We start from the raw sequence: 24,765 nt of genomic DNA, 5'->3' as shown, positions 1-24,765 counted from the left end.
TCGGGTCGGTGCCGGGTCAGGCGAGAGCCAAGCGAGGGCCAAGAGAACTCGGCGAGAGGACGCACAGTGCAGTTGCAGCGCATCGGAGAACTCGGGGCCGAACGCCCCGTCGCGGTCCACAACGGGCAGGTCCGCGACCTGTCCGGGCTCACCGCCGACATCGACGGCGAGTTCCTGGCCTCCGGCGGCATCGCCGCGGTGCGCGAGCGGTTCGACAGCCTCCCCGAGATCGACATCGCCGGCCAGCGCATCGGTGCACCCCTCGCCCGCCCGCAGGCCGTGTGGTGCGTCGGCATGAACTACGCCGCGCACGCCGCCGAGTCCGGCGCCGAACCGCCGAAGGTCCCCGTGCTGTTCTTCAAGACCCCGAACACCGTCATCGGGCCGGACGACGAGGTGCTCATCCCCCGCGGTTCGGTCAAGACCGATTGGGAGGTGGAGCTGGCGATCGTCATCGGCAAACGCGCCGCCTACCTTGAGTCGGTGCAGGACGCCTGGGATCACATCGCCGGTTACGCGGTGTCCAACGACGTGTCCGAGCGCGCCTTCCAGCTGGAGCAGTCCGGCGGGCAGTGGTCAAAGGGCAAGTGCTGCGCCACCTTCAACCCGCTGGGGCCGTCGCTGGTCCCGGCGGACGAGGTCGACCCCGGCAATCTGCGGCTGCAGAGCTGGGTGAACGGCGAGCCGCGGCAGGATTCCAGCACCGCCGACATGATCTTCGACGTGCCGACCATCGTTCACCACCTGTCGCAGTACGCGGTGCTGGAGCCGGGCGATGTGATCAACACCGGCACCCCGCAGGGTGTCGCACTGTCCGGCCGGTTCCCCTACCTGAAGGCCGGCGACGTGATGGAGGTCGAGATCTCCGGTCTCGGCAGAGCTCGCCAGGTGTGTGGGCAGGCTTGAGCACCGAGCAACCGGACAGCACCGCCGAGTTCCCCGCGGCGACGGTGCCGGACGCCGCCCTGGACGACAGCGCTGCCGAAAAGCGTTGGCGGCAGCGTTTTCTCGCTACTCGTCATTCGATGCCGCAGCCGGTTCGGGACAATCCGCAGCGCGCCGTTTTCATCTCGAACGCCACCGGTGTCTACGAGCTGTACTGCGCAGAGCTCGGCGGGGCGACGCCGGAGTACTGGCAGTGCACCGAGCGCGAGGACGGCACCACCCTTGGCACGCTGTCCGCGAACGGCATGGGGTTGTGGTGGTTCGACGACGACGCCGGTGATGAGTTCGGCAGCTGGATGGCGCAGCCGTTCGGTTCGCCCCCTGGTTCGGCCGGCGAAGCGCTGCCGGGTGTCGCTCCCGGATATCCGGCCGGCCTCGAGGTGGGGCAACGGGTGGTGCTGGCCGGTTTCACCGACGACGACGGCACCCGTATCCACGCCCGCCGCAACGGTGGCGACATCGAAGTGGTCTACCGCAACGCCGCGGACGCCAGCGTCGCGGCGTTGTCCCGCGATGAGTCGCTGTGGGCGCTCTCGCATTCCGAGCGCGGCGACGTGCGGTACCCGGCGATCCGGGTGCTGGCGATCGGGACCGGGTCCGGCGAGCAGGCCGACGGCCCCGGCACCGTGGTCGGCGAACTCGACGACGGTGACGGAAAAGGCTTGTACGCCATCGAGTTCTCGCCGGTGCCCGGCGACAACCGGCTGCTGGTCGGGCACGAGCGGCGCGGCCGCGACGAGCTGCTGATCTGGGATCCGGTTGACGGGCAGGTCAGCGAGTTGCCGATCGACCTGCCCGGCCAGCTCTCCGGCGCGTTCTCCGACGACGGCACCGCGGTGATCGTTGTCCACCAGCACGAGGGCCGCAGCGAGCTGTTCCGCTACCACTTGACATCCAAGGCGCTGCACCGCATTCCGACCCCGGCCGGCGTGCTCGACACGGCGGTGGCCCGGCCCGACGGCGGAGTCTGGTACCGCCACTCCAGCGGGGCCCAGCCGGCCGCCAGCTACGCGCTCGCCGGGCCGGTCGCGCTCGGCTTGGAGTCCGGAGCTCCCACCCGGCTGCTGGATCCCCCTGGCGAGCCGGCCCCGGAGTCACAGCCGCTCACCGACCTGTGGGTCGACGGCCCCGGTGGCAGGATCCACGTCTTCGTGGCCACGCCGCCCGGCGAGAATCCGTTGTCGGCCAAGGGATTCACCAATACGCCGCGGCGGGCGGCGTTTCTGGTGCACGGTGGGCCGGAAGACGTGGACGACGACAGCTTCGACGCCGAACGCGCCGCCTGGCTGGACGCCGGATTCACCGTTGTGCAGGTCAATTACCGCGGCTCGTCCGGGTACGGCAGCCAGTGGCGCGACGCGCTCAGCGCCAGGGTCGGGCACACCGAACTCGCCGATCTGGCTGCGGTGCAAGACCATTTGATCCGGTGGGGCGTGGTCGACGCCGAACAGTGTGTGCTGGTCGGCGCATCCTGGGGCGGCTTCCTGACGCTGCTCGGCCTCGGCGCTCAGCCCAGCCGTTGGGCCGTCGGGATCGCCGGCGTCCCGGTGGCCGATTATCCGGCCGCCTACCAGCAGGAGATGGAGCCACTGCGCTCGTACGATCGCGCGCTGTTCGGCGGTTCTCCCGACGACGTGCCGGACAAGTACATCGACTCGTCGCCGCTGAGCTGGATCGAACAGGTGCGGGCACCGCTGGCCGTGCTGTTCGGTCGGAACGACCCGCGCTGCCCCGCCGGCCAGGTGGAGAACTACCTGCACGCATTGACCCGGCAGGGCAACGATTTTGTCGTCTACAGCTACGATGCGGGCCACGGCAGCATGGTGGTGGACGAGCGGATCCGCCAGGTCGCCCTCTCCGTCCGGTTCGCGCTGGACAAGCTGCGCGAAGCTGCCAGGAGGTCGTGAAGATCGGCACCGGCCGCCGGTCGGCAGCACTGGCCGCCGTGCTCGTGGTGGTGTTGGCGGGGTGTCGCGGCGTCACCCCCGCCGACCCGAGCAGCGGGAGTGACGCCACCGCACCGGGCACTACGCGGGCGCCGGCACCGCCGAGTTCGCCGCCGCCATCGGGATCGACGCCCTCCAGCACCATCAGCTCGCCGTCCGGCTCTCCGTCGCGATCGTCGGCCGCCGTCGCCGGCACAGCGCCGGCACCGCAACCGAAAGTAGCGCTACCGCCGGCTGCCGGCAGCGAGATCTCCGGCATCGCTGCCGGCGCCGACCCCGGGGTACTGCTGGTCGCCGACGACGGCGCCGGACCGCAACCGGTCACCGCGGTGCGGCCGGACGGCACGTCGCTGGCCACGGTCACCCTTGACGGCGTCGATGCCAGCAACATCGAAGCCCTCGCCGGCGCACCGTGCGGCGCCGGCGCTGCGGAGCGGTGCCTGTACATCGGCGACATCGGTGAAGCCCGAAGCACCGTCACCGTCTACCGCGCGCCGATGCCGTCCGCGCCGCAGTGGCGGGCCGCTGCCGAAGCCTGGACCTACCGCTATCCCGCGGGCCCCGATGGCGTCCGCCGGCGCAATGCCGAGGCGTTGCTGATCGCCCCGAACGGCGATGTGCTGATCATCGACAAACCGGCAACCGCCGGTGGAAAGGTGCTGCCACATCGGGTTTTCCGTGGTGCCCGCGGAGGTGGCGAGCTGCAGCTGGCCGGGAGCTTCACCCCGCCACGGCCCACGGTGCCGCTGCAGTCCCTCGTCACCGGGACGGTGGTCACCGATGCGTACTACGGCGCCGGCACACCGGCTATGCCGGCTCGGGTGTTGCTGCTGACCTACGACCAGGTGCTGCAGTACACCGCGCCCGGTCCCGGCGCCGACCCCGCCGAGTTCTACCGCTGGCCGGTGCGGCGACTGTCGATGCCGGACGCCGATCAGGCCGAGGGCATCACCGGGCTGGACGACGGCTGCGGATATGTGGTGGCGTCCGAGGCCGGCCCGCTGGCACAATCCTCCACGCTGGCCACGGTCAGCTGCGCCGAGACCAAGGAGCCACCGTGATCGTGTTGCTGTCCGGTATCCCCGGTGCCGGGAAGTCCAGCGTGGCAAGGGAACTGGCCGATCGTTCGCCCCGCTCGGTGCATCTTGAGGGCGACCGGATCGGGTCCGAGTTCGTCGTCAACGGGCAGGTGCCGCCCGGTGGTGAACCGGCGGCGGAGGCGGACGCGCAACTGGCCGTGCGACGCCGGAACACCTGCGCGCTGGCCAACAACTACGCCGCCGCCGGGTTCGACGTCTTCATCGACGACATCGTGCTCTGGCCTGGCCTGCTGCAGACCTACCGGGAACTGCTCGACCAGCCGCTGCACTTCGTGCTGCTGGCACCGAGCCTCGCGGCCGCCGAGCGCCGCGATGCGGACCGGCACAAGCAGGTGTTGCAATTCTGGCGCGGCATGGACGCCGAGCTGCGCGGCTGGACCGATCAACCAGGGCTGCGGCTGGACACCAGCGATCTCACCGTCGCCCAGACCGCCGATGCGGTCAGCGCCCAGCTGGGGTCGGCGCTGCTGCCGGCGCCGGCCCGCGCCGCAGCCGCCGAACCGCAACGCACTGACCCGCCGCTGCACGGGTCCGAGTTCGACACCCTGCTCGGGTTTCTCAACTTCCACCGAGACACCTTGCGCTGGAAGGTCTCCGGGCTCACCACCGAACACTTGGCGACCCCGCATCCGCCGTCCGACCTCACCCTCGCCGGCATGCTCGGGCACCTGACCTACGTCGAGAACTATTGGACCCAAGAGGTTCTGGACGGCCAGGGCCAGGCCGAGCCGTGGGCGAGTGTCGACTGGAGCGTCGACGCCGATTGGGATTGGCACAGTGCCATCGGATCGGGCGGCGCGGAACTGCTCGACGCGTTCGGTGCGCAGAACACCGACACCGACAGCAGACTGCGCGCCGCCTGGCAGGCCGGCGGTGGCGATGCGCTCTCCGCCAAGGCGGACCGGAGCGGCGAGCACTTCTCGGTGCGTTGGATCATGGTGCATCTGGTCGAGGAATATGCCAGGGACAACGGCCACGCCGATCTGATCAGGGAGTCGATCGACGGTCTGACCGGCGAGTAGAAAACTAGTCCTGAACCAGGTCTTCCCAACGGAACTCGCCGTCGACGGGTGCGCCGTCCGGATGCAGGTGTTGCTCGCGTCCACGTAGTTCCACCCGGCGGATCTTGCCGGAAATGGTCTTCGGCAGGTCGGTGAACTCCAGCCTGCGGATGCGCTTGTACGGTGCCAGCTGCTCGCGCGCGTAGGCCAGAATGTCGCGGGCGGTGTCCGCGTTCGGCTGGTGCCCGTCGGCCAGCACCACGTACGCCTTCGGCACCGCCAGCCGCACCGGATCCGGCGATGGCACCACCGCCGCCTCCGCGACCGCTGGATGCTCGATCAGCACCGATTCCAGTTCGAACGGCGAGATTCGGTAGTCGGAGGCCTTGAAAACATCATCGGCCCTGCCAACATAGGTGATGTATCCGTCGTGGTCGCGGGAGCCGACGTCGCCGGTGTGGTAGTAGCCGTCCCGCATGGCTTCCGCGGTGCGCTCTTCGTCGCCGAAGTAGCCGGGCGTCAGGCCCAGCGGGCGGTGGTCAAGGTCGAAACAGATCTCGCCCTCGTCGGCGAGTTCACCGGTGGCAGGGTCGATCAGCACAACGGGGTAGCCGGGCAGCGGGCGGCCCATCGAGCCGTCCTTCACCGGTTGGCCCGGCGTGTTGGCCACCGCCAGCGTCGTCTCGGTCTGGCCGAACCCGTCGCGAATGGTGACGCCCCAACCTTTGCGGACCCGGTCGATCACCTCGGGGTTCAGCGGCTCGCCCGCCGCGATCGCCTCGCGCGGCGGGGTGGCCAGTTGCGAAAGATCAGCCTGAATCAGCATCCGCCAGACCGTAGGGGGCGCACAGAAGGTGGTGACGCCGTGCTCGCCCATCACCCTCATCAGTGCCGAGGCGTCGAACCGGGTGTAGTTGTAGATGAACACGGTGGCGCCGGCCAGCCACGGCGCGAACACGTTGGACCATGCGTGTTTTGCCCATCCGGGGGACGAGATGTTCAGGTGCACGTCGCCCGGCCGCAGCCCCACCCAGTACACCGTCGACAGGTGTCCGACAGGGTACGAGACGTGGGTGTGCTCCACCAGCTTCGGCAGCGCCGTCGTGCCCGAGGTGAAGTACAGCAGCAGCGTCGAGTCGGCCGCAGTAGGGCCGTCCGGCTGGAACTCGACCGGCGCGTTGTGGGATTCGGCGAACGCGTGCCAGCCGTCAGGGGTGTCGGCGCCGACGCTGATCCGCACCACCGAGTCGGGCACGCCCGAAAACCCGGCGGCGTCCTGCGACCGGGCGACGACGTACTGGGCGCCGCCGCGGGAAACGCGGTCGGTCAGGTCGGCAGGCGCCAGCAGCGTACTCGCCGGGATGATCACGGCACCGAGCTTGATCGCGGCGAGAATCGTTTCCCACAGCTCGATCTGGTTGCCGAGCATCAACACGATGCGCTGCCCGCGCCGCACCCCAAGCGCACGCAGATGGTTGGCGAGTTGGTCAGACCGCTGCGACAGCTGCTGGTAACTGGCCGATGTCACCGAGCCGTCTTCTTCGACGATGGTGAGCGCGGGCCGATCCGGATGTTCGGCGGCGAGCACGTCGAACCACTCAAGACCCCAGTTGAACTCGGTCAGCTCCGGCCAGCGGAAGTCGCGGACCGCGGCGTCGAGATCTTCCCGTCGGTCGACCAGCAGCGTGCGTGCGCCCAGTACGGCGCCGGTGCCTGCGGTGTGTTGAGCGGTCATCGTCGTCCTCTCACGAAGTCCCAGCGGCGCCCGCTGAACCGAGTTGAACCGAGCCGGGCCGGGTGAGCCGATCTGCCGAATTGCTCAGACCAGTTCGGGGGCAATCAGTTCGGCGATCTGCACGGCATTCAGCGCTGCACCCTTACGCAGGTTGTCGTTGGACACGAACAGCACAAGACCCCGGCCGTCCGGCACACTCTGGTCCACCCGGATCCGCCCGACGTACGACGGATCGGCACCGGCGGCCTGCAGCGGCGTAGGCACCTCGGCCAGTTCCACCCCAGGTGCCTGCGCCAGCAGCTCCCGGGCCTGATCGGGGCTGATCGGCTCACCGAACTCCGCGTGCACCGCCAGCGAATGCCCGGTGAACACCGGCACCCGCACGCAGGTGCCGGCGACGGCCAGCGCGTCGATCTCCAGGATCTTGCGAGACTCGTTGCGCAGCTTCTGTTCTTCGTCGGTCTCGCCGCTGTCGTCGTCGACGACGGAGCCGGCCAGTGGCAACACGTTGAAGGCGATCGGCGCGACGTACTTCTTCGGTGCCGGCATGGCGACGGCCGCACCGTCGTGGGCCAGCTTGGGCGCGTCGGACCCTACCGCCTGCACCTGACCGTCCAGCTCCTCGACGCCCGCCAATCCCGAACCCGAGACCGCTTGGTAGGTGGCAACAATCAGCCGCTGCAGCCCCGCAGCGTCGTGCAGTGGCTTCAGCACGGGCATGGCCGCCATCGTCGTGCAGTTCGGGTTGGCGATCAGCGCACCGGAACCGGCGTCCCGCCCGGCCCGCACCGCTTCGATCGCCCGCTGCCCGTTCACCTCGGACACCACCAGCGGGTAGTCCGGGTCCTTGCGCCAGGCGGATGAGTTGTCGATCACCACGATGCCGGCGTCGACGAAACGCTTGGCGTGCTCGCGGGATGCACCGGCGCCGGCCGAGAACAGTGCGATGTTGATGCCGGAAAGATCAGCGGTGGCAACGTCTTCGACGGTGATCTGCGCAGGGCCACCGGCGCCGTCCCACGGCAGTTGCTTGCCCGCGGACCGCGCTGAGGCGAAGTATCTGATGGTGGCGACCGGAAAATCGCGCTGCGCCAACACTTCCCGCATCTTGGCACCGACCTGCCCGGTGGCGCCGACCACCGCGACGTGCAGACCCCTTGAATCGCCAGCCATCTCAGATCCCCGATCCGGCGTAGACCACGGCCTCGGTGTCGCCACCGAGGTCGAAAGCGGTGTGCAGTGCGCGGACCGCGTTGTCCAACTCGGTATCCCGCACCAAGACTGAGATGCGGATTTCCGAGGTGGAGATGATGTCGATATTCACGTCGGCGGTGGCCAGCGCCTCACAGAAGGTGGCGGTGACGCCTGGATGCGAACGCATGCCGGCTCCGATCAGCGAGACCTTCCCGACGTGATCGTTGTAGATCACCTGGTCGAACTCGATCTCGCTCTTGCGTGCCTCCAGCGCCGACACCGCGCGTGGGCCATCGGCTTTCGGCAGCGTGAAGGTGATGTCGGTGCGACCGTCCATCCCGGCCGAGATGTTCTGCACGATCATGTCGATGTCGATCTCGGCGTCGGCAATGGTGCGGAAGACTTTCGCCGCGACGCCGGGATGGTCGGGGACGTTGGTCACCGTGACCTTGGCCTCGCTGCGGTCGTGCGCGACGCCGGTGATCAATGCCTGTTCCACCGCAATCTCCTTTGCTGACTGGTCGGCAATGGTGCCGGTGACCAGGGTTCCCGCCTGGTCCGAGTACGACGAACGAACATGCACCGGCACTTCGTAGCGCCTGGCGTACTCGACGCACCGCAGCATCAGCACCTTGGCGCCGGACGCGGCCATCTCGAGCATCTCTTCGTAGCTGATGGTGTTCAGCTGCTGGGCATCCGGGACGATCCGCGGGTCGGCGGTGAAGACGCCGTCAACGTCGGTGTAGATCTCGCAGACGTCGGCGTCCAGCGCGGCGGCCAGGGCCACCGCGGTGGTATCGCTGCCGCCGCGGCCCAGCGTGGTGATGTCCTTGGTGTCTTGGCTGACGCCCTGGAACCCCGCGACGAGCGCGATGGCACCGTCGTCCAGCGCCGCCTGGATGCGCCCGGGCGTCACGTCGATGATGCGGGCCTTGCCGTGCGCGGAGGTGGTGATCACACCGGCCTGCGACCCGGTGAACGAGCGCGCCTGCGCCCCGAGCGCCGAGATCGCCATCGCCACCAGGGCGTTCGAGATCCGTTCGCCCGAGGTCAGCAGCATGTCCAGCTCGCGGGCCGGGGGTACGGGGGCGACCGCCTGCGCCAGAGTGAGCAGCTCGTCTGTGGTGTCGCCCATCGCTGAGACCACGACGACCACGTCGTTGCCGGCCTTGCGGGCGGCGACGATCCGCTCGGCGACGCGCTTGATGCGCTCGGCCGACTGCACCGACGATCCGCCGTACTTCTGGACGATCAGGCTCACCGCACGCCTCTCCGTTGGCAGTCACGAAAGGGTCGGGGCCAGCGGGCTGGTGAGCCGACCCCGATGGAAGCTCCAGCTTACTGGGCGGACGGGGCGCTTCCACGCACACCGGGCTCCCAACATGTGGGAGCCGTGTATCGACTCCTGGAACCACGCCGCCCGGTTCAGGAGTCCAGGTCGAGCAGGGCCGCTTTGCCGCCCTCCAGGTTCAGGTAGAGCTGCGAGTTCACTAGGCCGGCGCCGGCGATCCCGCCGTCGGTCCCGGTCAGTGCCGCCATCGCCTCCACCATCGCGCCCTGCGCCAGCCCGACGGCCAGCGCCTGGCCCTGCGTGTTGAGTTCTTCCCGCGCCACCGTCCTGGCTGCCGGGCTCAGAGTGCGGTCGCGGACCTGCACCCTGAGCTCGTCCCTGCGCTTGGCGAGCCCGGCCAGTTCCCAGTACATCGGGCCGGACTGGCGGGCGAGCGCGACGATCTGCCTGTTGATCTCGTCGTCGGAGAGCAGCACGGCACGTCCGGAGCGCAGTTGCCGTCCCAGCCGAGAGGTGCGCGGCACCAACCACTTTCGCCAGGCGAAGCCGCCGAGCAGGCCGAGCGGGACCAACAGCCAGCCGATCCAGACGGAGGCCGGACCCAACAGGTAGCTGGCGCCGAGCGCCAGACCGGCGAGAAACCCGAACCCGGCACCGCGAGCGGGATAGTTGTAGCGGTACTCGCTCTGCTCGGTGAGTACCTCACCGGGGGCGGCCACCACCCAACGTGCCTCGTCCTCCGCTTGCAGGATTCCCGGCTCGATGCGCAACACCTTCGCCTGGTACCTCATGGCTCAGGCACCCGCCGGCCACCGCCGGCACTGGGCCCGACGTCCGCGCACCAATCACGGACGCTGCGGGCGCTGTCCTTGCTGGCGTTGTCGAGATCCGTTGCGACCCTGCGCATCTGTTCCGGCGTCACTTCCAGATCTCCGGCCGCGGTACCGGTGGCCGGCGCGACCCATTCGGCGATGCGCCGCAGGTTGGCCGCCTGCCGCGCGTAACCGGCGGCGACGGCGAGTTGCCTGGCCCGCTGGAACGCCTCGTCGCCGAGCCGGTCGTCGCCGGTCAGCGCCGCGGCTCTGGCCACCTCACCCAGCTCGGCCACGCCGATGCGGCGCCCGTCCAGCACCACGATGTCGTCCTTGGCGATCCGGCGCCGCGTCTTGGTCGGCTCGTGCAGCACCGGCTTGAGCAGGCTGATCGCCACCAGGATCAGCAGAAAGGCGATGCCTGGCAGGGCCCATGCCCTGGTCTGGGCGGCTGGTTCCATCCCGGCATCGCCGGCACGGGTGACGGTGATGATGCCCCAGACGAACCAGGCCGGCACCAGCACCACCGAGGCCGCGCAACCGAGGTAGTAGCGGCCGGTGCCCGAGGCGATGTGCACACCCGGCCGGGCGATGAGCCGGCCGCCGCGCGGGTCGGCGAACGAGCCGAGCAGGTAGGTGTTGTCCAGCCACCTGCCGATCGGGCCGCCGTCGTGTGGTGCGCGCGCGGCCCGCCGGGCGCGCGGCGAACCGGCGCGCGGCGAACCGGAGCGCGGCGAACCGGAGCGCGGCACTCCCGCTGACTGGCCCACGGCCTCACTCTAAGAGGCGAACGGCGCCGTCAGGGGGAGTTTCGCGACCGACGACGTCCGGTCGGGGCCAGGGCGCCGGCCACCCCGGGTCGCCGCAGCGATCAGAGGTTGGGTTCGACGTCGCTGGCGTACATCTGCTCCAGCTTGGCCTTGAGCCCGTCCATGCTCTGCTGAACCGATGCTTGCTGGGTCAGGATCGCGGCGCACGCCTTGGCCATCTCCTGGTCGGCGCCGGGGATGAACACCCTGGCGTTGTCCTGCACCCTGGTGACGGCCAGCTGATCGATCGCGGTCTTGGCCAACGGATTTGCCTTGACCAGCCCGGAGATATCGGCGTCGGTGCGCACCGGCAGGTACCCGGTGGCTTGCGCGAACTTGACGGTGTTCTCCGGGTTGGTGGCGAACTTGATGAACATCGCCGCCGCCAGCTGGTTCTCCTTTGGCACTGAAGCGGTGATGCCGAGTCCGGAACCGCCGGTCGGGCAGACCGGCGACTGGCTGACCGACCCGCCGGGAAGGAAGCCGACGCCGAGATCGAACTTGGCCGCCTTCTGCACGCCGACCAGGCTGCCGGTGGAACCCAGCGTGGCGCTGACGGCACCGGCCGACAGGTCGTCGGTGGCGGACTTGCTGGAGACCCCTGACCACTTGCCCTTGTACACCGCGTCCTGCAAGAACTGCAGCGCCTGCACGGATTCCTTGTCGGCGCAGGTGATGTCGAAGGTGCCCTCCTTGGACCAGCCGCCGCCCTCGCCCCATAGGTTGTTCTGGAACGTCCAACCCGCGTAGTCGGCCAGCGCGGGGAGCTGGAACGCGTTCTGCGCGCCGGTGCCGGCGGCCTGCAGCTTCACCGCCCACTCGGCGAATTCCTGCCAGGTCTTGGGTGCTCGGTCCTCGAGCCCGGCCTTCTTCCAGTGCTCCTTGTTGTAGTAGAACAGCGGGGTCGACCTGGCGAACGGAACGGCCCACTGCTCGCCGCCGTACTGATAGTCCTTGATCAGACCCTCGCGATAAGCCGCGGTATCCAGCTCGGCGGCCGCCAGCACGTTGTTGAGCGGCAGAATCGACTGGCTCATCCGGTACCGGAACCACCACACGTCCGACAACACCAGCAGATCCGGCAGGCCCTTCTTGGCCTGTTGGGCCGCCTGGAACTTGGTGGCGATCTCCTCGTAGTTGCTCCCGGCCGTCACCAGCTTGACCGTCACCCCTGCCCCGGAAGCGTTGAACGCCTTGATGATCTCGTTCTCGACGTCGGCGGAATCACCAGGGTGGTTCGACCAGAAGGTAATGGTGGACGCCGGTTTCACCCCGGCGAACTCTGCTGCGTCACCGGCGGAGCCGGCACTGGAACCGGCGCTGGAGCCGGCACCGCTGCTCCCCGCCGGCGCGCCGGCACCGGCTGCGGCCGGGCCTGCCGTGCTGGTGCTGCTGGAGCTCGATGCGGTGCTCGGACCGCCGCAGGCCGCCAGCGCGATGCTGCCGGCACCGAGACCGGCAAAGCTGAGGAAGCGTCGACGATTGAGCCCTCGCTGTGCCAGCTGCGCGCGGGTCAACGCCTGCTCGAACTCGGGGTTGGTCATGGGGTCTCCATCGGTTGTTGGGGCTGTGAGCTCGGGTTGAACCGCACAGGGACAGCAAGGGTGTTGGGGCAGGAGAGATCGGTGATCGGTGGCTACTTCACCGCGCCCTGGGTCAGCCCGGCGACGATGAAGCGTTGCAGCGCAGCGAATATCACCATCACCGGGACGATCACCATCACCGCCCCGGCCATCAGGATCGGGTACGACGAAGCGTCGCCCTCGATGTTCTTGAGCTGGGTCAGGCCGACCGGCAGCGTCATCCGCGCCGGGTCGGTGGTGATCACCAGCGGCCAGATGTAGTCGTTCCACTCGGTGACGATGGTGACCAGCGCGACGGTGGCGATGGTCGGGGTGGAGATCGGCACCACTACCCGCAACAGCTTGGTGAAGTGCCCGGCGCCGTCGATCTCGGCGGCCTGCAGGATCTCCGTCGGCAGCGAGAGAAAGTGCTGCCGCAACAGGAACGTGCCGAATGCGGTGCCAAGGCCGGGAAGGATGATGCCCCAATAGGTGTCGACACCGCCGAGGTCGGCGATCAGGATGTAGTTCGGCACCAACGCCACCTGCGGCGGCACCATCAGCGCCACCAGCATGAAGACGAAGATCACGCGCTTGAACGGAAACCGCACGAACGCCAGTGCGTAGGCGGTGGTGATGGCGAGCAGCACCTTGATGCTGGCCCCGATCACCGTGACGATCGTCGAGTTCAGAAACAGCCGACCGATGTCGATCTTGGTGCCGGCCTCGCGATAGGCGTTCAGGCTCGGGTGCTGCGGCAGCAGCACCAGGTTCTGGGTGACCACCTCGGACGGCGCCTTCAGTGAGCCGATCACCATCCACAGCAACGGCAGGGCGATGATCGCGGTGGCCAGAATCAGCGGGAGGTAGCCGGTGGCGATGGCGGCCAGCAGGTTCTGCCGGCCGAGCGGACCGTCCCGCCGTTGCCGTTGCCTTGCCGGCGGTGCCGCACCGTCGTCGGTCACTGCATCAACGCCTGCGGCAGGCACAACCACGGTCACGAGTAGTGCACCTTCCGCTCCAGCAGCGTCAGCTGGACGACGGTCATCACCAGCAAGATCCCGAACAGAATGGTGGCGACCGCTGCCGAATAGCCCGCGCGGTTGTAACCGCCGAATGCCTGCAGGTAGGCGTCGTACATCAGCGTGGTAGTGCCGTTGCCCAGCGGCGTCATGATCCGGATCAAATCGAAGGCCTGCAACGAGTTCAGGATCGAGGTGAGCAGCAGGAAGAACGTCGTCGGCGATAGCAGCGGCAGCACCACCGAGAAGAAGGTGCGTACCCTGCCGGCACCGTCGATTGCCGCGGCCTCGACCAGGTCCGCCGGTACCGCCTGCATCGCGGCCAGGTAGATCACCGCGCAGTAACCGGTGTTCTTCCAGATGTAGACGATGATCACCATGGTCAGCGCGAGCTTCGGGTCGTTGAACCACTGCGGGCTGGTGCCCCCGAACCCGCGGATGATCGCCCCGAGCAGGCCGGTGACGGGGTCGAAGATGAACACCCACACCAGACCGATGCCAACCCCGGAGAGCACGAAGGGCGCGAAAATCGTTGCCCTGGCGAAGGTTCGACCACGCAACGGACGGTTCAGCACGGTGGCGAGCCCGAGCCCGAGAATCATTGCGCCGCCGACGGTTGCCACCGTGAAGATCGCGGTGGTCCACAACACCTGCAACGACTCGGGATCGGTGAAGAACTCTCGATAGTTGCCCAGCCCGACCTTGCTGGCGGTCGGGCTGCCAAGGGTCCAGTTCAGCGTCGAGTAATAGATGTTGGTGAGCAGCGGACGGTACGTGAACGCCGCGATCAGCAGCACGTTCGGCAGCACCAGCAGCAGGAAGATCGGGAAGTCACGCCGGCTCCGGGCGCTGAGCAGCTCAGCGGTGCGCCGCCGCCCTGCCGGTTTCTGCCGCGGCGGCGGATCGGCAGCCCGCCGCGCGCTCCGCGTCCGGCTCGACCCGGGCCCGGCCGACTCCGCGTCGGCCACCGTGACACTCAACCGCGATCCTCCGTTGCTCGACCGTCCCCGGTGCGTCCGAGGCGTCAGGAACGACGGGCCCGGCGGAGCAAACGTCCACCCGGCAGGTTCCCGCCGGCGGGCGGTGACGCAACGCCGGGGTGAAGCCACGGCGAACAGCCGGTGATTGCGGGGCCCGAGCGGGCCGGGGGTGTCGCGACGCGGGAGCGAGCGGTAGTCTGCTCTCCGTGGCGCGCCTGACGGCGCCGTCGGCCGTAGCGGCCGGCGGCCTGCTTCTTATCGGCCGCGACGGAGCCTGACCCGGCCGATCGACGACGGTCGCCCGGGAAGCCGGCCCCTCCGTCGCGGCGCTTGTGGCGCGCTCATGTTGCGCCTGCCGGTCCCGGAGAGCTCCGCCTTCTTCTCTCCGTTCGCGTTGCGCCCCTGAGGTCAGCAACGCCAGCCCGATTCGACCGCAGAACAGGATTCGCCGTGAGAACCCCAAGCAGCGTGAGCACCCCAAGCAGCTCGAGCACCAGCAACGTTCGTCAGCCCACCGGCCCGGTACCCGCGGGGCAGCCGGCCTGGAACCGCCAGCGCGGCAGCCACATGCCGGTCAACCGCTACACCCCGTTCGAGCCCATCGATCTACCCGATCGCACCTGGCCGAACAAGGTGATCGACACCGCCCCGCTGTGGTGCGCGGTGGACCTGCGGGACGGCAACCAGGCACTGATCGACCCGATGTCACCGGCCCGCAAGCGCAAGATGTTCGAGCTGCTGGTGGCCATGGGCTACAAGGAGATCGAGGTCGGCTTCCCCGCCGCCAGCCAAACCGACTTCGACTTCGTCCGCGAGATCATCGAGCAGGAGCTGATTCCCGACGATGTCCGCATCCAGGTGCTGACCCAGGCCCGGCCGGAGTTGATCGCCCGCAGCTATGAGGCGCTGGAGGGTAGCCACTCCGCGGTGGTGCACCTGTACAACTCGACATCGACGCTGCAGCGCCGGGTGGTGTTCGGCATGGACCGCGCCGGGATCACCGGCATCGCCACCGCCGGCGCCGAAGAGGTGTTGCGCTGGGCCGACAAGTACCCGAAGACCGACTGGCGGTTCGAGTACTCCCCGGAGTCGTACACCGGCACCGAACTGGAGTACGCGGTCGAGGTCTGCAATGCGGTATCGGCACTGTGGGAACCCACTGCCGACCGGCCGATGATCGTGAACCTGCCGGCCACCGTGGAAATGGCCACTCCCAACGTTTATGCCGATTCCATCGAGTGGATGCATCGGAACCTGGAGCGGCGCGACGCGCTGATCCTCTCGCTGCACCCGCACAACGACCGTGGCACCGGGGTGGCCGCGGCGGAGCTGGGCTACCAGGCGGGCGCCGACCGCATCGAGGGCTGCCTGTTCGGCAACGGCGAGCGCACCGGCAACGTCTGCCTGGTGACGTTGGGGCTCAACATGTTCAGCCAGGGCGTCGATCCGCAGATCGACTTCTCCGACATCGACGAGATCAAACGCACCGTCGAGTACTGCAACCAGCTGGCGGTGCCGGAGCGGCACCCGTACGGCGGCGACCTGGTGTTCACCGCGTTCTCCGGTTCACATCAGGACGCCATCAACAAGGGCTTCACCCACCTGCGGACCGACGCCGAGGCCGCGGGGGTGCCGGTGGACGAGTTCCGTTGGCAGGTGCCGTATCTGCCGGTCGATCCCAAGGATCTGGGCCGCAGCTACGAAGCGGTGATCCGGGTCAATTCACAGTCCGGCAAGGGCGGTGTCGCCTACGTGATGAAGACCGAGCACGGTCTCGACCTGCCGCGCCGGCTGCAGATCGAGTTCTCCAAAGTGGTGCAGGCGCAGACCGATTCCGAGGGCGGCGAGGTGTCGCCGGAGGCGATGTACTCGGCGTTCTCCAACGAGTACCTGTGGCGCACCAGCCCGTTGGAGTTCATCAGGGCCAGGGTGGAGTCGCCCGACGACGCACCGGAGACAGCGCCCGATGTGGTGACGGCCCGCATCGTCGAACACACCGGTTCCGGCGCCACCGAGCGGGAGATCACCGGGTCGGGGAACGGCCCGGTGGCCGGGTTCTGCGCCGCTCTCGGTGAGATCGGTTACGACGTCAGGGTTCTCGACTACGTCGAACACGCCATGTCGGCCGGCGGCGACGCCCGCGCCGCGGCCTACCTGGAATGCGCCATCGACGGCCAGGTGCTCTGGGGCGTCGGCGTCGATTCGTCCATCGTCGTCGCCTCGCTGAAGGCCGTGGTGTCGGCCATCAATCGGGCCGCAGCGGCCGGTGCGCAGCTCGGGCCGGACGCCGGGACCAGCACGGTGACCGTCTCGGCAAGGGCCGGCGCCTGACCATCACCCGGCTGAAACCTCCGATGGAGCGAACCTGATGGAGCGAATCAGAGTCGATCCTGTTGTGCTGCAAAGCTTTGGCAGCCACGGGGTGCGCATCCAGCACCTCGTGGCGCCGGACTCCGAGGCAGCGCCGCGGCGGATGGTTTCCGACGGTCCTGCTGCCATGGTCGTCGCCGAATTCGACGCCGGCGGCACGATCGGTCAGCACCCGGCGACGGGAAGCCAGCTCTTCATGGTGGTCACCGGCACCGTCGTGGTCACTGCGGGCGACGGTGAGACTGCCGAGCTGACACCGGGTTCAGCGGTGCTGTTTTTCGGCGGCGAGGAGCACACATCGACGGCGGCGGAGCCATCCACGGTTGCCATCCTTGAGTGGCCGGCCGAATAGGCGCCAGATTTCGTGCTCGCCGAGCGCACCACCGATCCTGAGTACCTGGTGAACCGGCGGCGCCGGCTGGTCGACATTCTGGAAGAGAACTTGCTGCACACCGGCCAGACGTCGATCGTGAGGGAGGCCGTCGACGGATTGGTCGGCAACGACCCGCCGTGATTTCCGGCGACGCCGAATAGACAGCAGCCACGGGAAAATCCGGCGTCTCGATGCGCCGAACCGGATACCGACCTGCGCAAACAAGGATCGAGCCGCCGATTTTTCGCCGCGGTACCTCAGCGTGGTCGGATAGCGCACCGTGGACGCCGGGGCACCGTCGGGCCGGGACGTGGGCTCTCGGCAGGAAAAATGTGCGCCTGGAATCGCATTGCCGCAGGTCGGATTTCGGTTCGACGCGTCCAACCGCCGATTCTTCCGCTCAGCGGTGCGCCGGAACGGTGCCGACGCCGCCTCACTCAAATTAGCGACGCTCGACACACAACCCCGGCCGATGCCAGGGACACCGGCACCGGCGAGTCCGCGGTCTGCCCGATACTGGGTGGGTGACACTGCTGGCCAAGCGTTCGCCGATGCCCAGGACCCACCGTGCCTGAGGGCCACACCCTGCACCGGCTCGCCGCGGCGTACCGCGAGGCGTTCGCCGGGCGGGTGACCCACTCGTCCAGCCCGCAGGGACGTTTTGCCGCTGAGGCTGCACTGCTCGACGGCAGGGTCTTGCTGGACGCCGAGGCCTATGGCAAACACCTGTTCTGCCGGTTCGACCCGCGACCGGGTGCCGCTCCGGCAGACGCGACCGCACCGATCGTGCATGTGCACCTCGGACTGCTCGGCAAGGTGCAGTTCGAGCGGTTCACCGAGCAGCCGCCGGAGCCGGTCGGTGCGCTGCGCTGGCGGCTGCTGGCCGATCCCGCCGAGTCAGCCCAGCCCGGCGAGCCCGAGACGCTAGGCGTGGCAGCGGATCTGCGCGGGCCGACCGCTTGCGAGCTGGTGACCCCCGACCAGGTGGACGCGCTGCTGGCCAGGCTGGGTCCCGACCCGCTGCGCTTCGGCATCGACCCGCTCGCCGACCCCGACAGGGGCTGGCAGCGCATCCGTCGTTCACCCACCCCGATCGCAGCATTGCTGATGGACCAGAAGGTGGCGCCCGGGGTCGGCAACATCTACCGGGCCGAGGTGCTCTACCGACACCGGCTAGCACCCATGACGCCGGGAAAGCTGATCAAACCTGCTGAATGGCAGGCGATCTGGGACGATCTGGTGACCCTGATGCGGCAGGGCGTGGAGACCGGCCGCATCGACACCGTACGTCCTGAGCACGAACCGGCGGCGATGGGCCGGGCCCCGCGCGAAGACCGGCACGGCGGCGAGGTGTACGTGTACCGTCGCGCCGGCCGGCCGTGCCTTGTCTGTGGCACGCCGATCCGGCTCAAGGAACTTGCTGGACGAAACCTGTTCTGGTGCCCCAAGTGTCAGCAGGTTGGCGCTCGCCGCAAGACCCGTGCGACCTGACCGACGACAGCCGTGAGCCCCCACCAACTTGAGCCAGGCACCGTGCTCACCACCATCGCCGGACGGGTGGTGGCGCTGGCCCAGCGGGGCCGTCCCGTGGTGGTCGCCGTCGACGGGCCGTCTGGTTCCGGTAAGACCACGCTGGCCAGCGGTCTGGCCGCCGAGTTGGCCGGGAGCTTTCCCGACGACGAGGTCAGGGTCTTCCACATGGACAACATCTACCCCGGCTGGGACGGCCTGGCGCAGGCGGCACCGCTGCTTGTCGCGTGGGTGCTGAAACCCCTGCGCCGCAGTGCATCCGCCGACCGGGCACCGATCCGCTGGCGGCGCTACGACTGGATCGCCGGTGGTTACGCGGAGTGGCACAGCTGGCAGGTTCCTGCGGTGCTCATCGTCGAGGGGGTGAGCTCGGGCGCAGCTGTCGCCGCCGACTACCTTGACCTGCTGGTATGGGTGAGCGCGCCGCAACCGTTGCGCTACCGGCGCGGCATCGAGCGGGACGGCGACGCCTACGCGCCGCACTGGCACCGCTGGCAACGGCAGGAGGACGTGGTGTTCGCCCGGGACCGGACCGCGGAGCGGGCCGACTTCCAGGTGGACGGCAGCAGGCCCTGGTAGCGGTTACCAGCGTTCGGCCGCCGTACCGGGCTGCCCGGGCTCCTCCAGCGGCGGCATCGGCACCGGCGCGTCGATCACCACCATCGGTTCGGCGGGTACCGCGGTGACGCCTGGCTGGTCGGAATCCGTTGCCAGCGCGCTCTTGTCCGCGCGCCGCAGGCCGGGCAGCACCCCCAGCGCCACCAGCAGCGCGCCCACGGCGCAGCCCGACAGCACCAGGTAGGCAAGATGCGGCCGAACGTGATCGGAGACGTAACCGGCGGCCGGCATGGACAACGCCAGCCCGAGGCCGATGCCGGAGCTGGCCCAGCCCATCGACTCCGAGAGCCTTGACGCCGGAACGATCCGCTCGATCAGCGCCATCCCGGAAATCAGGCTGGGGGCCACCGCCAGCCCGGCGAGGAACAGTCCGACCGCCGTCGCCCACAGCGACGGCAGCACCGCCAGTGGCGCCGACACCACGGCCAAGCCACCCACCGCGAACAGCAGTTGCCGGCGCAGCGAGATCTGCAGGTTCAGCGCACCGAACACCAAGCCGGACACCAACGACCCGAACGAGTACAGCGCCAGCAGCAGCCCGGCCATCCCCGGTTGCCCCTCCGCCTTGGTCACCGCGACGGTTGTCACCTCGAGCGAGCCGAACACCCCGCCGAGCAGGACCATCACGGCGAAGATGCCGTCCACCCCCGGGCAGCAGGATGGCGGGGCGCCCGCCGGTCTGCCGGACGGCGCCGGTGGGGGTCGGCTGGGTGCCGACCTGACGCGCCAGCGCCAACCCGCCGACCGTCACGGCGACCAGGCCGAAGATCAACGCGGCCGACGGAAACAGTTGCAGCGCCAGCACTGTCGCCAGCGGCGGCCCGACGATGAAGCACACCTCGTCGATCAGCGACTCCCACGCGAACGCGGTACGCAGCTGCGGCGTACCGGAGAGTTGCTTGGACCACCTGGCCCGCACCAGGGAACCGATGCTGGGTTGGGTGCCGCCGGCAACCACCGCCAGCAGCAGGATCGGCCAGTTCAGCTCGGTGTAGACGCCGAAGAAGATCATCAGCAGCGTCACCGGCACATGCACCAGCAACTGCAACGGCAGCACCCGGCGCTGGCCGAGAGCATCGGTCAGCCGCAGGATCTGCGGTGCGATCAGCGCCGCCGAGACCGCGTACACCGCGGCGATCAGGCCGGCCAGCCCGTACGAGCCGCGCACCGCCGAGATCAGCAGCACCGCGCCGACACCCGTCATCGACATCTGCAGTCGCGCAAAGGCCGCCGCTGCGGAGAACCGAGCGGCACCGGGGTGGCGGAGAACCCGAAGGTAGGGGCCGAACATGCCTGACATGACGAGCGTTCACTTTCGATCTGCTGACGGAGCCGGCGGCAACGCTGAACACACCGACTGGCCGGACGTAAACCGTCCAGCCGGTATAGTGTGACACATGAGCGGCGACACCCGCGATCGGATTCTGGATGCGCTGCGCCGTCTGTTGGCTCGCGGCGGCGCCGCCGAGGCCACCCTGGAGAACGTGGCGGCCGAGGCCGGCGTCTCCAAAGGTGGCCTGCTGTACCACTTTCCATCCAAGGATGCGTTGTTCCGCGGCCTCGTCGAACGCACCAGGGACTCCGTCGCCGCGGAATGCGCCGCCCTGAACTCGGCCGGCACCCAAGACGTGACGGCCGCCAAAGCAGCTGTCGTCCGGGCGTACCTCGAGTACACCGCTCCGCGCGACGAGACCGAGCGCGGCTTCATCACCGCGCTCATCGACGCGGCCCGCCGACCCGGCAGCGGCGGCGGCAGGACCGACGGCGCCGAGACGGACGACGATCTCTCCGGCCTGTTCGCTGAGATTTTCCAGCCGTGGATGGACATGATCCGCTCGGCCGTTCCCGACCCGGTACTGGCGGAAGTGATCCTGCAGACCGGGAACGGCTGGTACCTGAGCTCGGTCTGCGGTCTACCCGCGCCGGATCCGGCGGTGTTCACCGCCGCCGTCGACCGGCTGGTTGCCCAAGCCACTCAGCACTAACCATCCGACAGCGTCAGCCACTCAGCAGCACCAGCCGGTGCGGCGGCTCAGCGGTTGGAGAAGGCGCTGTCGAAGGCGGCTTCCGGCGCGTCGAACAGTTGGCTGCGGACGAACTCGAGCGCCTCGGGGGCGCCGACCAGGCGGTCCATGCCGGCGTCCTCCCACTCGATGGAAATCGGGCCGTCGTAGCCGATGGTGGTGAGCATCCGGAAGCAGTCTTCCCAGTCGACGTCGCCGTGGCCGGTCGAGACGAAGTCCCAGCCGCGCCGCGGGTCGGCCCAGGCCAGATGCGAGCCGAGCACGCCGCGGCGGCCGTTGCCCCAGCGCACCTTGGTGTCTTTGCAGTCGACGTGGTAGATCCGGTCGGCGAAGTCTTCGATAAAGGTGACCGGATCGATCTGCTGCCACACCATGTGCGAGGGATCCCAGTTGAGCCCGAACGACTCCCGCCGGCCGATGGCCTCCAAGGTCCGCTGCGTCGTGTAGTAGTCGTAGGCGATCTCGGAGGGATGCACCTCGAGCGCGAACCGGATCCCGTTTTCCTCGAACACATCCATGACCGGATTCCACCTGTTGGCGAAATCCTCGTAGCCGGCGTCGATCATCTGCTGCGAGGCCGGCGGGAACATCGCAACGTACTTCCAGATGGACGAGCCGGTGAAGCCGACAACGGTGGAGACGCCCAGCGCGGCAGCGGCTTTCGCCGTCACCTTGAGCTCGTCGGCGGCACGTTGCCGCACCCCCTCCGCATCGCCGTCGCCCCAGATCTTGGCCGGCAGAATGCCCTGGTGCCGCGCGTCGATAGGATCGTCGCAGACCGCCTGCCCCGTCAGGTGATTGGAAATCGCATACACCGACAGGTTGTTGCGTTCCAGCACCTCGCGCTTCGCCTTGACGTAGGCAGGATCCTCTGCCGCCCGCCAGACATCGAAATGGTCTCCGCTGCAAGCGATCTCAAGTCCGTCGTAGCCCCACTCCCCGGCCAGCCGCGCCACCTCCTCGAACGGCAGGTCGGCCCACTGCCCGGTGAACAGGGTGATCGGTCGGGTCATCGGTGACGCTCCTCGGTGTCGATGCTCGGGAATCGATGGTCTGGTTCGGCGCGATCGTCAGCTGAGCTGTTGCCAGCCGCTACCGGCCGCCGCGCTGCGTTCCACCGCGTCCAGCACCTGCTGCACCCGCAGCGCCTCGGCGAAGGTGGGCGACGCGGGGCGCCCGGTCGCGATCCCGGTGACGAAGTCGGCCATCTCGTGCACAAACGAGTGCTCGTAACCGATACCGTGCCCCGGCGGCCACCAGGCACCGGCGTACGGATGCTCCGGCTCGGTGACCAGGATCCGGCGGAAACCAGCCTCGGTGGCCGGATCGGCATTGTCGTACCACCACAGGTCGTTCAGCGACTCGAGGTCGAACGCCAGCGAGCCGCGTTCGCCGTTGATCTCCAGCCGCAGGGAGTTCTTGCGGCCCACCGCAAATCGTGTTGCCTCGTAGCTGGCCAGCGCGCCGCCGGGGAACCTGCCGACGAACACCGCAGCGTCGTCCACCGTCACCTGGCCGGTGCCGGAACCGTCGGCCAGCGGCCGGGTCGGCACGAACGTCGTGGTGATGCCGCTGACCCCGGTGAGCTGCTCGCCCATCAGGTACTGGGTGAGATCGACGATGTGCGCGCCGATGTCGCCGAGCGCGCCGGAACCGGCCCGGTTCTTGTCCAGCCGCCACACCATCGGCGACTGCGGGTCGGCAATCCAATCCTGCAGGTACTGCGCCCGCACGTGATAGATGCGGCCCAGCCGGCCCTCCGCGATCCACTGCCGGGCCAGCGCGGTGGCCGGCAGCCGGCGATAGTTGAAGCCGCACATGGCTTGTACCCCGCGGGCGGCAGCGCGTTCGGCGGCGGCCACCATCTGCTCGGCCTCGGAAACCGAGTTGGCCAACGGCTTCTCGCAGAGCACGTGTTTGCCGGCGTCGAGCGCGGCGATGGCGATCTCGGCGTGGGTGTCGCCCGGGGTGCAGATGTCGACGACGTCGATGTCGTCGCGGGTGAGCAGGGTTCGCCAGTCGGTCTCCACCGAGTCCCAGCCGAACTCGTCGGCGGCGGCGGTGACCCCGGCACGGTCGCGCCCGACGATGGCCCGCATCTCCGGCCGCAGCGGCAGGTCGAACGCCCGGTGCGCCATCCGCCAGCCCACCGAGTGGGCCTTGCCCATGAAGGCGTAGCCGACCATGCCGATGCCGAGTGTGCGTTGGCCCTGCGCTGGTTGCGGTGGATTCGCGGTGTGCTCCGTCACCGTTCCATCTTGACCGATGGACGCAGGCGGCCGGCGGCCGGACCCCGCCGCCGCTACCCGCCGGGGCGCGACCAGCGGCAAACTCAGGCGTCGACGGCGCGGCGACCGGAGAACGCGCGACCCAGCGTCACCTCGTCGGCGTACTCAAGGTCGCCGCCCACCGGCAGCCCGGACGCCAGCCTGGTGACGGTGAGGTCGGGGAAGGTGCGCAGCAGCCGCACCAGATAGGTGGCGGTGGCCTCGCCCTCGAGGTTGGGGTCGGTCGCCAGAATCACCTCGCTGACGCCGGGTTCGGCGATCCGTTTCAACAGCTCTGCGATGCGCAGCTGATCGGGCCCGATGCCGTCGATCGGCGAGATGGCACCGCCGAGTACGTGGTAGCGGCCGCGGAACTCGCGGGTGCGCTCGATCGCGGCGACGTCCTTGGACTCCTCCACCACGCAGATCAGACCGGCGTCGCGGCGCTGGTCGCCGCACACCTTGCACAGCTCACCCTCGGCGACGTTGCCGCAGACCGTGCAGAACTTGACCTCGTCCTTCACCCTGCGCAGCGCGGTGACCAGCCGGTCGATGTCGGCCGGATCGACGGTGAGCAGGTGAAACCCGATGCGCTGAGCGGATTTCGGGCCGACGCCAGGGAGCCGGCCGAGTTCGTCGATCAGCTCCTGAACGGGACCTTCGTACAACGTCAGTCCCTACTCCCGGTGCCCGGTGCGCCGCCGCGGGCGGAGTCGGTGCCGGGTGCGGACTGGCCGGATGCGGGCTGGCCGGGGGCCGGCTGACCCGGCACCGCGCCACCCAGCTCGGCCGCGCCGCCGGCGTCGATCACCGCGGAGCCGGGCGCCCCGGCCGCGGCCGGGTCGAGGTCGCCGAGCCCGAGCGAGCCGAGGTCGAAACCTCCGGCGGCCTGGCTCATCAGCTGCTGGGCGCGTTCCTGCGCCTGCCGGTTGGCATCGCGCACCGCGGCGACGACGAGGTCGCCGAGAGTCTCCACATCGTCAGGGTCGACGGCTTTGGGATCGATGGTGACGCTGGCCAGCTCACCCTCGCCGGTGACGACGGCGGTGACCAGACCGCTGCCGGCACTGCCGGTGATCTGCTCGTCCGCCAGCGACGCCTTGGCCTGCTCCATCGCCTGCTGCAGCTGCTGCGCCTGCTGCATGATCTGGCCCAGATCGGGCATTCCTGGCTGCATGGGTTCTCC

The 24,765-nt window shown here is 68.9% G+C and carries 23 protein-coding genes and 1 pseudogene; 10 read left to right on the top strand and 14 right to left on the bottom strand.

Annotated features, from left to right (window positions below; genetic code table 11):
* Positions 1 to 66 precede the first annotated feature (66 nt).
* From HKD39_RS03730 to HKD39_RS18620, 4 genes are read left to right on the top strand one after another with little or no spacing between them, the layout of a single operon-like run.
* Positions 67 to 906 carry a fumarylacetoacetate hydrolase family protein gene (locus HKD39_RS03730; protein ID WP_171198514.1) on the top strand — a complete coding sequence of 280 codons (840 nt, stop codon included), beginning with the start codon at positions 67 to 69 and terminating at the stop codon, positions 904 to 906.
* Positions 903 to 2,852 carry a prolyl oligopeptidase family serine peptidase gene (locus HKD39_RS03725; protein WP_171198513.1) on the top strand — a complete coding sequence of 650 codons (1,950 nt, stop codon included), beginning with the start codon at positions 903 to 905 and terminating at the stop codon, positions 2,850 to 2,852. Before HKD39_RS03730 ends, HKD39_RS03725 begins: the two co-directional genes overlap by 4 nt.
* Positions 2,849 to 3,952: a hypothetical protein gene (locus HKD39_RS03720; RefSeq protein WP_171198512.1), complete on the top strand. Its 1,104-nt coding sequence runs from the start codon at positions 2,849 to 2,851 to the stop codon at positions 3,950 to 3,952. The genes HKD39_RS03725 and HKD39_RS03720 overlap by 4 nt, the downstream gene beginning before the upstream one ends.
* Positions 3,949 to 5,013, top strand: coding sequence for a mycothiol transferase (locus HKD39_RS18620; RefSeq protein ID WP_212753915.1), 1,065 nt, complete (start codon positions 3,949 to 3,951; stop codon positions 5,011 to 5,013). Before HKD39_RS03720 ends, HKD39_RS18620 begins: the two co-directional genes overlap by 4 nt.
* A gap of 4 nt (positions 5,014 to 5,017) precedes the next feature.
* Here the strand turns inward: HKD39_RS18620 and HKD39_RS03710 are convergent, their stop codons facing one another.
* From HKD39_RS03710 to HKD39_RS03675, 8 genes are all read right to left on the bottom strand, one after another.
* Complete coding sequence (locus tag HKD39_RS03710; RefSeq protein WP_171198511.1) at positions 5,018 to 6,727, bottom strand: AMP-binding protein; 1,710 nt, start codon at positions 6,725 to 6,727, stop codon at positions 5,018 to 5,020.
* 84 nt (positions 6,728 to 6,811) lie between these two features.
* On the bottom strand, positions 6,812 to 7,900 hold the full coding sequence (locus HKD39_RS03705) for an aspartate-semialdehyde dehydrogenase (RefSeq protein WP_171198510.1): 1,089 nt from the start codon (positions 7,898 to 7,900) through the stop codon (positions 6,812 to 6,814).
* Between the two features lies 1 nt (position 7,901).
* Complete coding sequence (locus HKD39_RS03700) at positions 7,902 to 9,182, bottom strand: aspartate kinase (RefSeq protein ID WP_171198509.1); 1,281 nt, start codon at positions 9,180 to 9,182, stop codon at positions 7,902 to 7,904.
* Positions 9,183 to 9,346: 164 nt separating this feature from the next.
* Entirely contained in the window at positions 9,347 to 10,003 is a 657-nt protein-coding gene (locus HKD39_RS03695; RefSeq protein ID WP_171198508.1) for a hypothetical protein, read from the bottom strand.
* On the bottom strand, positions 10,000 to 10,794 hold the full coding sequence (locus HKD39_RS03690; RefSeq protein ID WP_171198507.1) for a hypothetical protein: 795 nt from the start codon (positions 10,792 to 10,794) through the stop codon (positions 10,000 to 10,002). Before HKD39_RS03690 ends, HKD39_RS03695 begins: the two co-directional genes overlap by 4 nt.
* A gap of 101 nt (positions 10,795 to 10,895) precedes the next feature.
* Positions 10,896 to 12,377, bottom strand: a complete 1,482-nt coding sequence (locus tag HKD39_RS03685; RefSeq protein WP_171198506.1) for an ABC transporter substrate-binding protein — start codon at positions 12,375 to 12,377, stop codon at positions 10,896 to 10,898.
* Between the two features lie 92 nt (positions 12,378 to 12,469).
* Entirely contained in the window at positions 12,470 to 13,360 is an 891-nt protein-coding gene (locus HKD39_RS03680) for an ABC transporter permease subunit (protein ID WP_171198930.1), read from the bottom strand.
* Positions 13,361 to 13,392: 32 nt separating this feature from the next.
* Positions 13,393 to 14,397 (bottom strand): carbohydrate ABC transporter permease, encoded by a 1,005-nt coding sequence (locus HKD39_RS03675; RefSeq protein ID WP_212753912.1) that lies wholly within the window; start codon positions 14,395 to 14,397, stop codon positions 13,393 to 13,395.
* 468 nt (positions 14,398 to 14,865) lie between these two features.
* On the opposite strand from HKD39_RS03675, the gene leuA reads away from it, so the two are divergent.
* The 5 genes from leuA (at position 14,866) to HKD39_RS03650 (ending at position 19,249) form a co-directional block, all read left to right on the top strand.
* Positions 14,866 to 16,728, top strand: coding sequence for a 2-isopropylmalate synthase (gene leuA / locus HKD39_RS03670; RefSeq protein WP_343074580.1), 1,863 nt, complete (start codon positions 14,866 to 14,868; stop codon positions 16,726 to 16,728).
* Positions 16,729 to 16,819: 91 nt separating this feature from the next.
* Complete coding sequence (locus tag HKD39_RS03665; protein WP_171198505.1) at positions 16,820 to 17,119, top strand: cupin domain-containing protein; 300 nt, start codon at positions 16,820 to 16,822, stop codon at positions 17,117 to 17,119.
* 12 nt (positions 17,120 to 17,131) lie between these two features.
* Complete coding sequence (locus HKD39_RS19255) at positions 17,132 to 17,281, top strand: DUF664 domain-containing protein (protein ID WP_171198504.1); 150 nt, start codon at positions 17,132 to 17,134, stop codon at positions 17,279 to 17,281.
* 426 nt (positions 17,282 to 17,707) lie between these two features.
* Positions 17,708 to 18,631 carry an Fpg/Nei family DNA glycosylase gene (locus HKD39_RS03655; RefSeq protein WP_171198503.1) on the top strand — a complete coding sequence of 308 codons (924 nt, stop codon included), beginning with the start codon at positions 17,708 to 17,710 and terminating at the stop codon, positions 18,629 to 18,631.
* 12 nt (positions 18,632 to 18,643) lie between these two features.
* On the top strand, positions 18,644 to 19,249 hold the full coding sequence (locus HKD39_RS03650) for a uridine kinase family protein (RefSeq protein ID WP_171198502.1): 606 nt from the start codon (positions 18,644 to 18,646) through the stop codon (positions 19,247 to 19,249).
* A 3-nt stretch (positions 19,250 to 19,252) separates the two neighbouring features.
* Here HKD39_RS03650 and HKD39_RS03645 read toward each other — a convergent pair whose 3' ends face one another.
* Positions 19,253 to 19,933 carry an MFS transporter gene (locus HKD39_RS03645; protein ID WP_171198501.1) on the bottom strand — a complete coding sequence of 227 codons (681 nt, stop codon included), beginning with the start codon at positions 19,931 to 19,933 and terminating at the stop codon, positions 19,253 to 19,255.
* A gap of 34 nt (positions 19,934 to 19,967) precedes the next feature.
* Positions 19,968 to 20,492: pseudogene (locus HKD39_RS20740) on the bottom strand (MFS transporter); the annotation flags it as partial.
* A gap of 193 nt (positions 20,493 to 20,685) precedes the next feature.
* Between HKD39_RS20740 and HKD39_RS03635 the strand changes: the two are divergent.
* Positions 20,686 to 21,273: a TetR/AcrR family transcriptional regulator gene (locus HKD39_RS03635; RefSeq protein ID WP_171198500.1), complete on the top strand. Its 588-nt coding sequence runs from the start codon at positions 20,686 to 20,688 to the stop codon at positions 21,271 to 21,273.
* A 47-nt stretch (positions 21,274 to 21,320) separates the two neighbouring features.
* Here HKD39_RS03635 and HKD39_RS03630 read toward each other — a convergent pair whose 3' ends face one another.
* The 4 genes from HKD39_RS03630 to HKD39_RS03615 all read right to left on the bottom strand — a co-directional run bounded on the left by HKD39_RS03630 (position 21,321) and on the right by HKD39_RS03615 (position 24,756).
* The gene (locus HKD39_RS03630) at positions 21,321 to 22,325 is read right to left on the bottom strand and encodes a sugar phosphate isomerase/epimerase family protein (protein ID WP_171198499.1); all 1,005 of its coding nucleotides are present in this window, start codon (positions 22,323 to 22,325) and stop codon (positions 21,321 to 21,323) included.
* Between the two features lie 57 nt (positions 22,326 to 22,382).
* Positions 22,383 to 23,498 carry a Gfo/Idh/MocA family protein gene (locus tag HKD39_RS03625; RefSeq protein WP_171198924.1) on the bottom strand — a complete coding sequence of 372 codons (1,116 nt, stop codon included), beginning with the start codon at positions 23,496 to 23,498 and terminating at the stop codon, positions 22,383 to 22,385.
* Positions 23,499 to 23,644: 146 nt separating this feature from the next.
* Complete coding sequence (gene recR / locus HKD39_RS03620) at positions 23,645 to 24,247, bottom strand: recombination mediator RecR (protein ID WP_171198498.1); 603 nt, start codon at positions 24,245 to 24,247, stop codon at positions 23,645 to 23,647.
* 2 nt (positions 24,248 to 24,249) lie between these two features.
* The gene (locus tag HKD39_RS03615; protein WP_171198497.1) at positions 24,250 to 24,756 is read right to left on the bottom strand and encodes a YbaB/EbfC family nucleoid-associated protein; all 507 of its coding nucleotides are present in this window, start codon (positions 24,754 to 24,756) and stop codon (positions 24,250 to 24,252) included.
* Positions 24,757 to 24,765 lie beyond the last annotated feature (9 nt).

Origin of the sequence: Nakamurella aerolata (assembly GCF_013002705.1) — a bacterium.
GTDB classification, from domain to species: Bacteria; Actinomycetota; Actinomycetes; order Mycobacteriales; family Nakamurellaceae; genus Nakamurella; species Nakamurella aerolata.
The sequence above is the reverse complement of the archived record's forward strand: the minus strand, read 5'-3'. Positions and strand labels throughout refer to the sequence as shown.

What these genes read in the sequence shown, in the direction of transcription:
- HKD39_RS03705 (WP_171198510.1), bottom strand. Translation starts at nt 7,900, where the DNA reads ATGGCTGGCGATTCAAGGGGTCTGCACGTCGCGGTGGTCGGCGCCACC.
- HKD39_RS03695 (WP_171198508.1), bottom strand. Translation starts at nt 10,003, where the DNA reads ATGAGGTACCAGGCGAAGGTGTTGCGCATCGAGCCGGGAATCCTGCAA.
- HKD39_RS03625 (WP_171198924.1), bottom strand. Translation starts at nt 23,498, where the DNA reads ATGGTCGGCTACGCCTTCATGGGCAAGGCCCACTCGGTGGGCTGGCGG.
- HKD39_RS03685 (WP_171198506.1), bottom strand. Translation starts at nt 12,377, where the DNA reads ATGACCAACCCCGAGTTCGAGCAGGCGTTGACCCGCGCGCAGCTGGCA.
- HKD39_RS03710 (WP_171198511.1), bottom strand. Translation starts at nt 6,727, where the DNA reads ATGACCGCTCAACACACCGCAGGCACCGGCGCCGTACTGGGCGCACGC.
- HKD39_RS03635 (WP_171198500.1), top strand. Translation starts at nt 20,686, where the DNA reads ATGAGCGGCGACACCCGCGATCGGATTCTGGATGCGCTGCGCCGTCTG.
- HKD39_RS03630 (WP_171198499.1), bottom strand. Translation starts at nt 22,325, where the DNA reads ATGACCCGACCGATCACCCTGTTCACCGGGCAGTGGGCCGACCTGCCG.
- HKD39_RS03615 (WP_171198497.1), bottom strand. Translation starts at nt 24,756, where the DNA reads ATGCAGCCAGGAATGCCCGATCTGGGCCAGATCATGCAGCAGGCGCAG.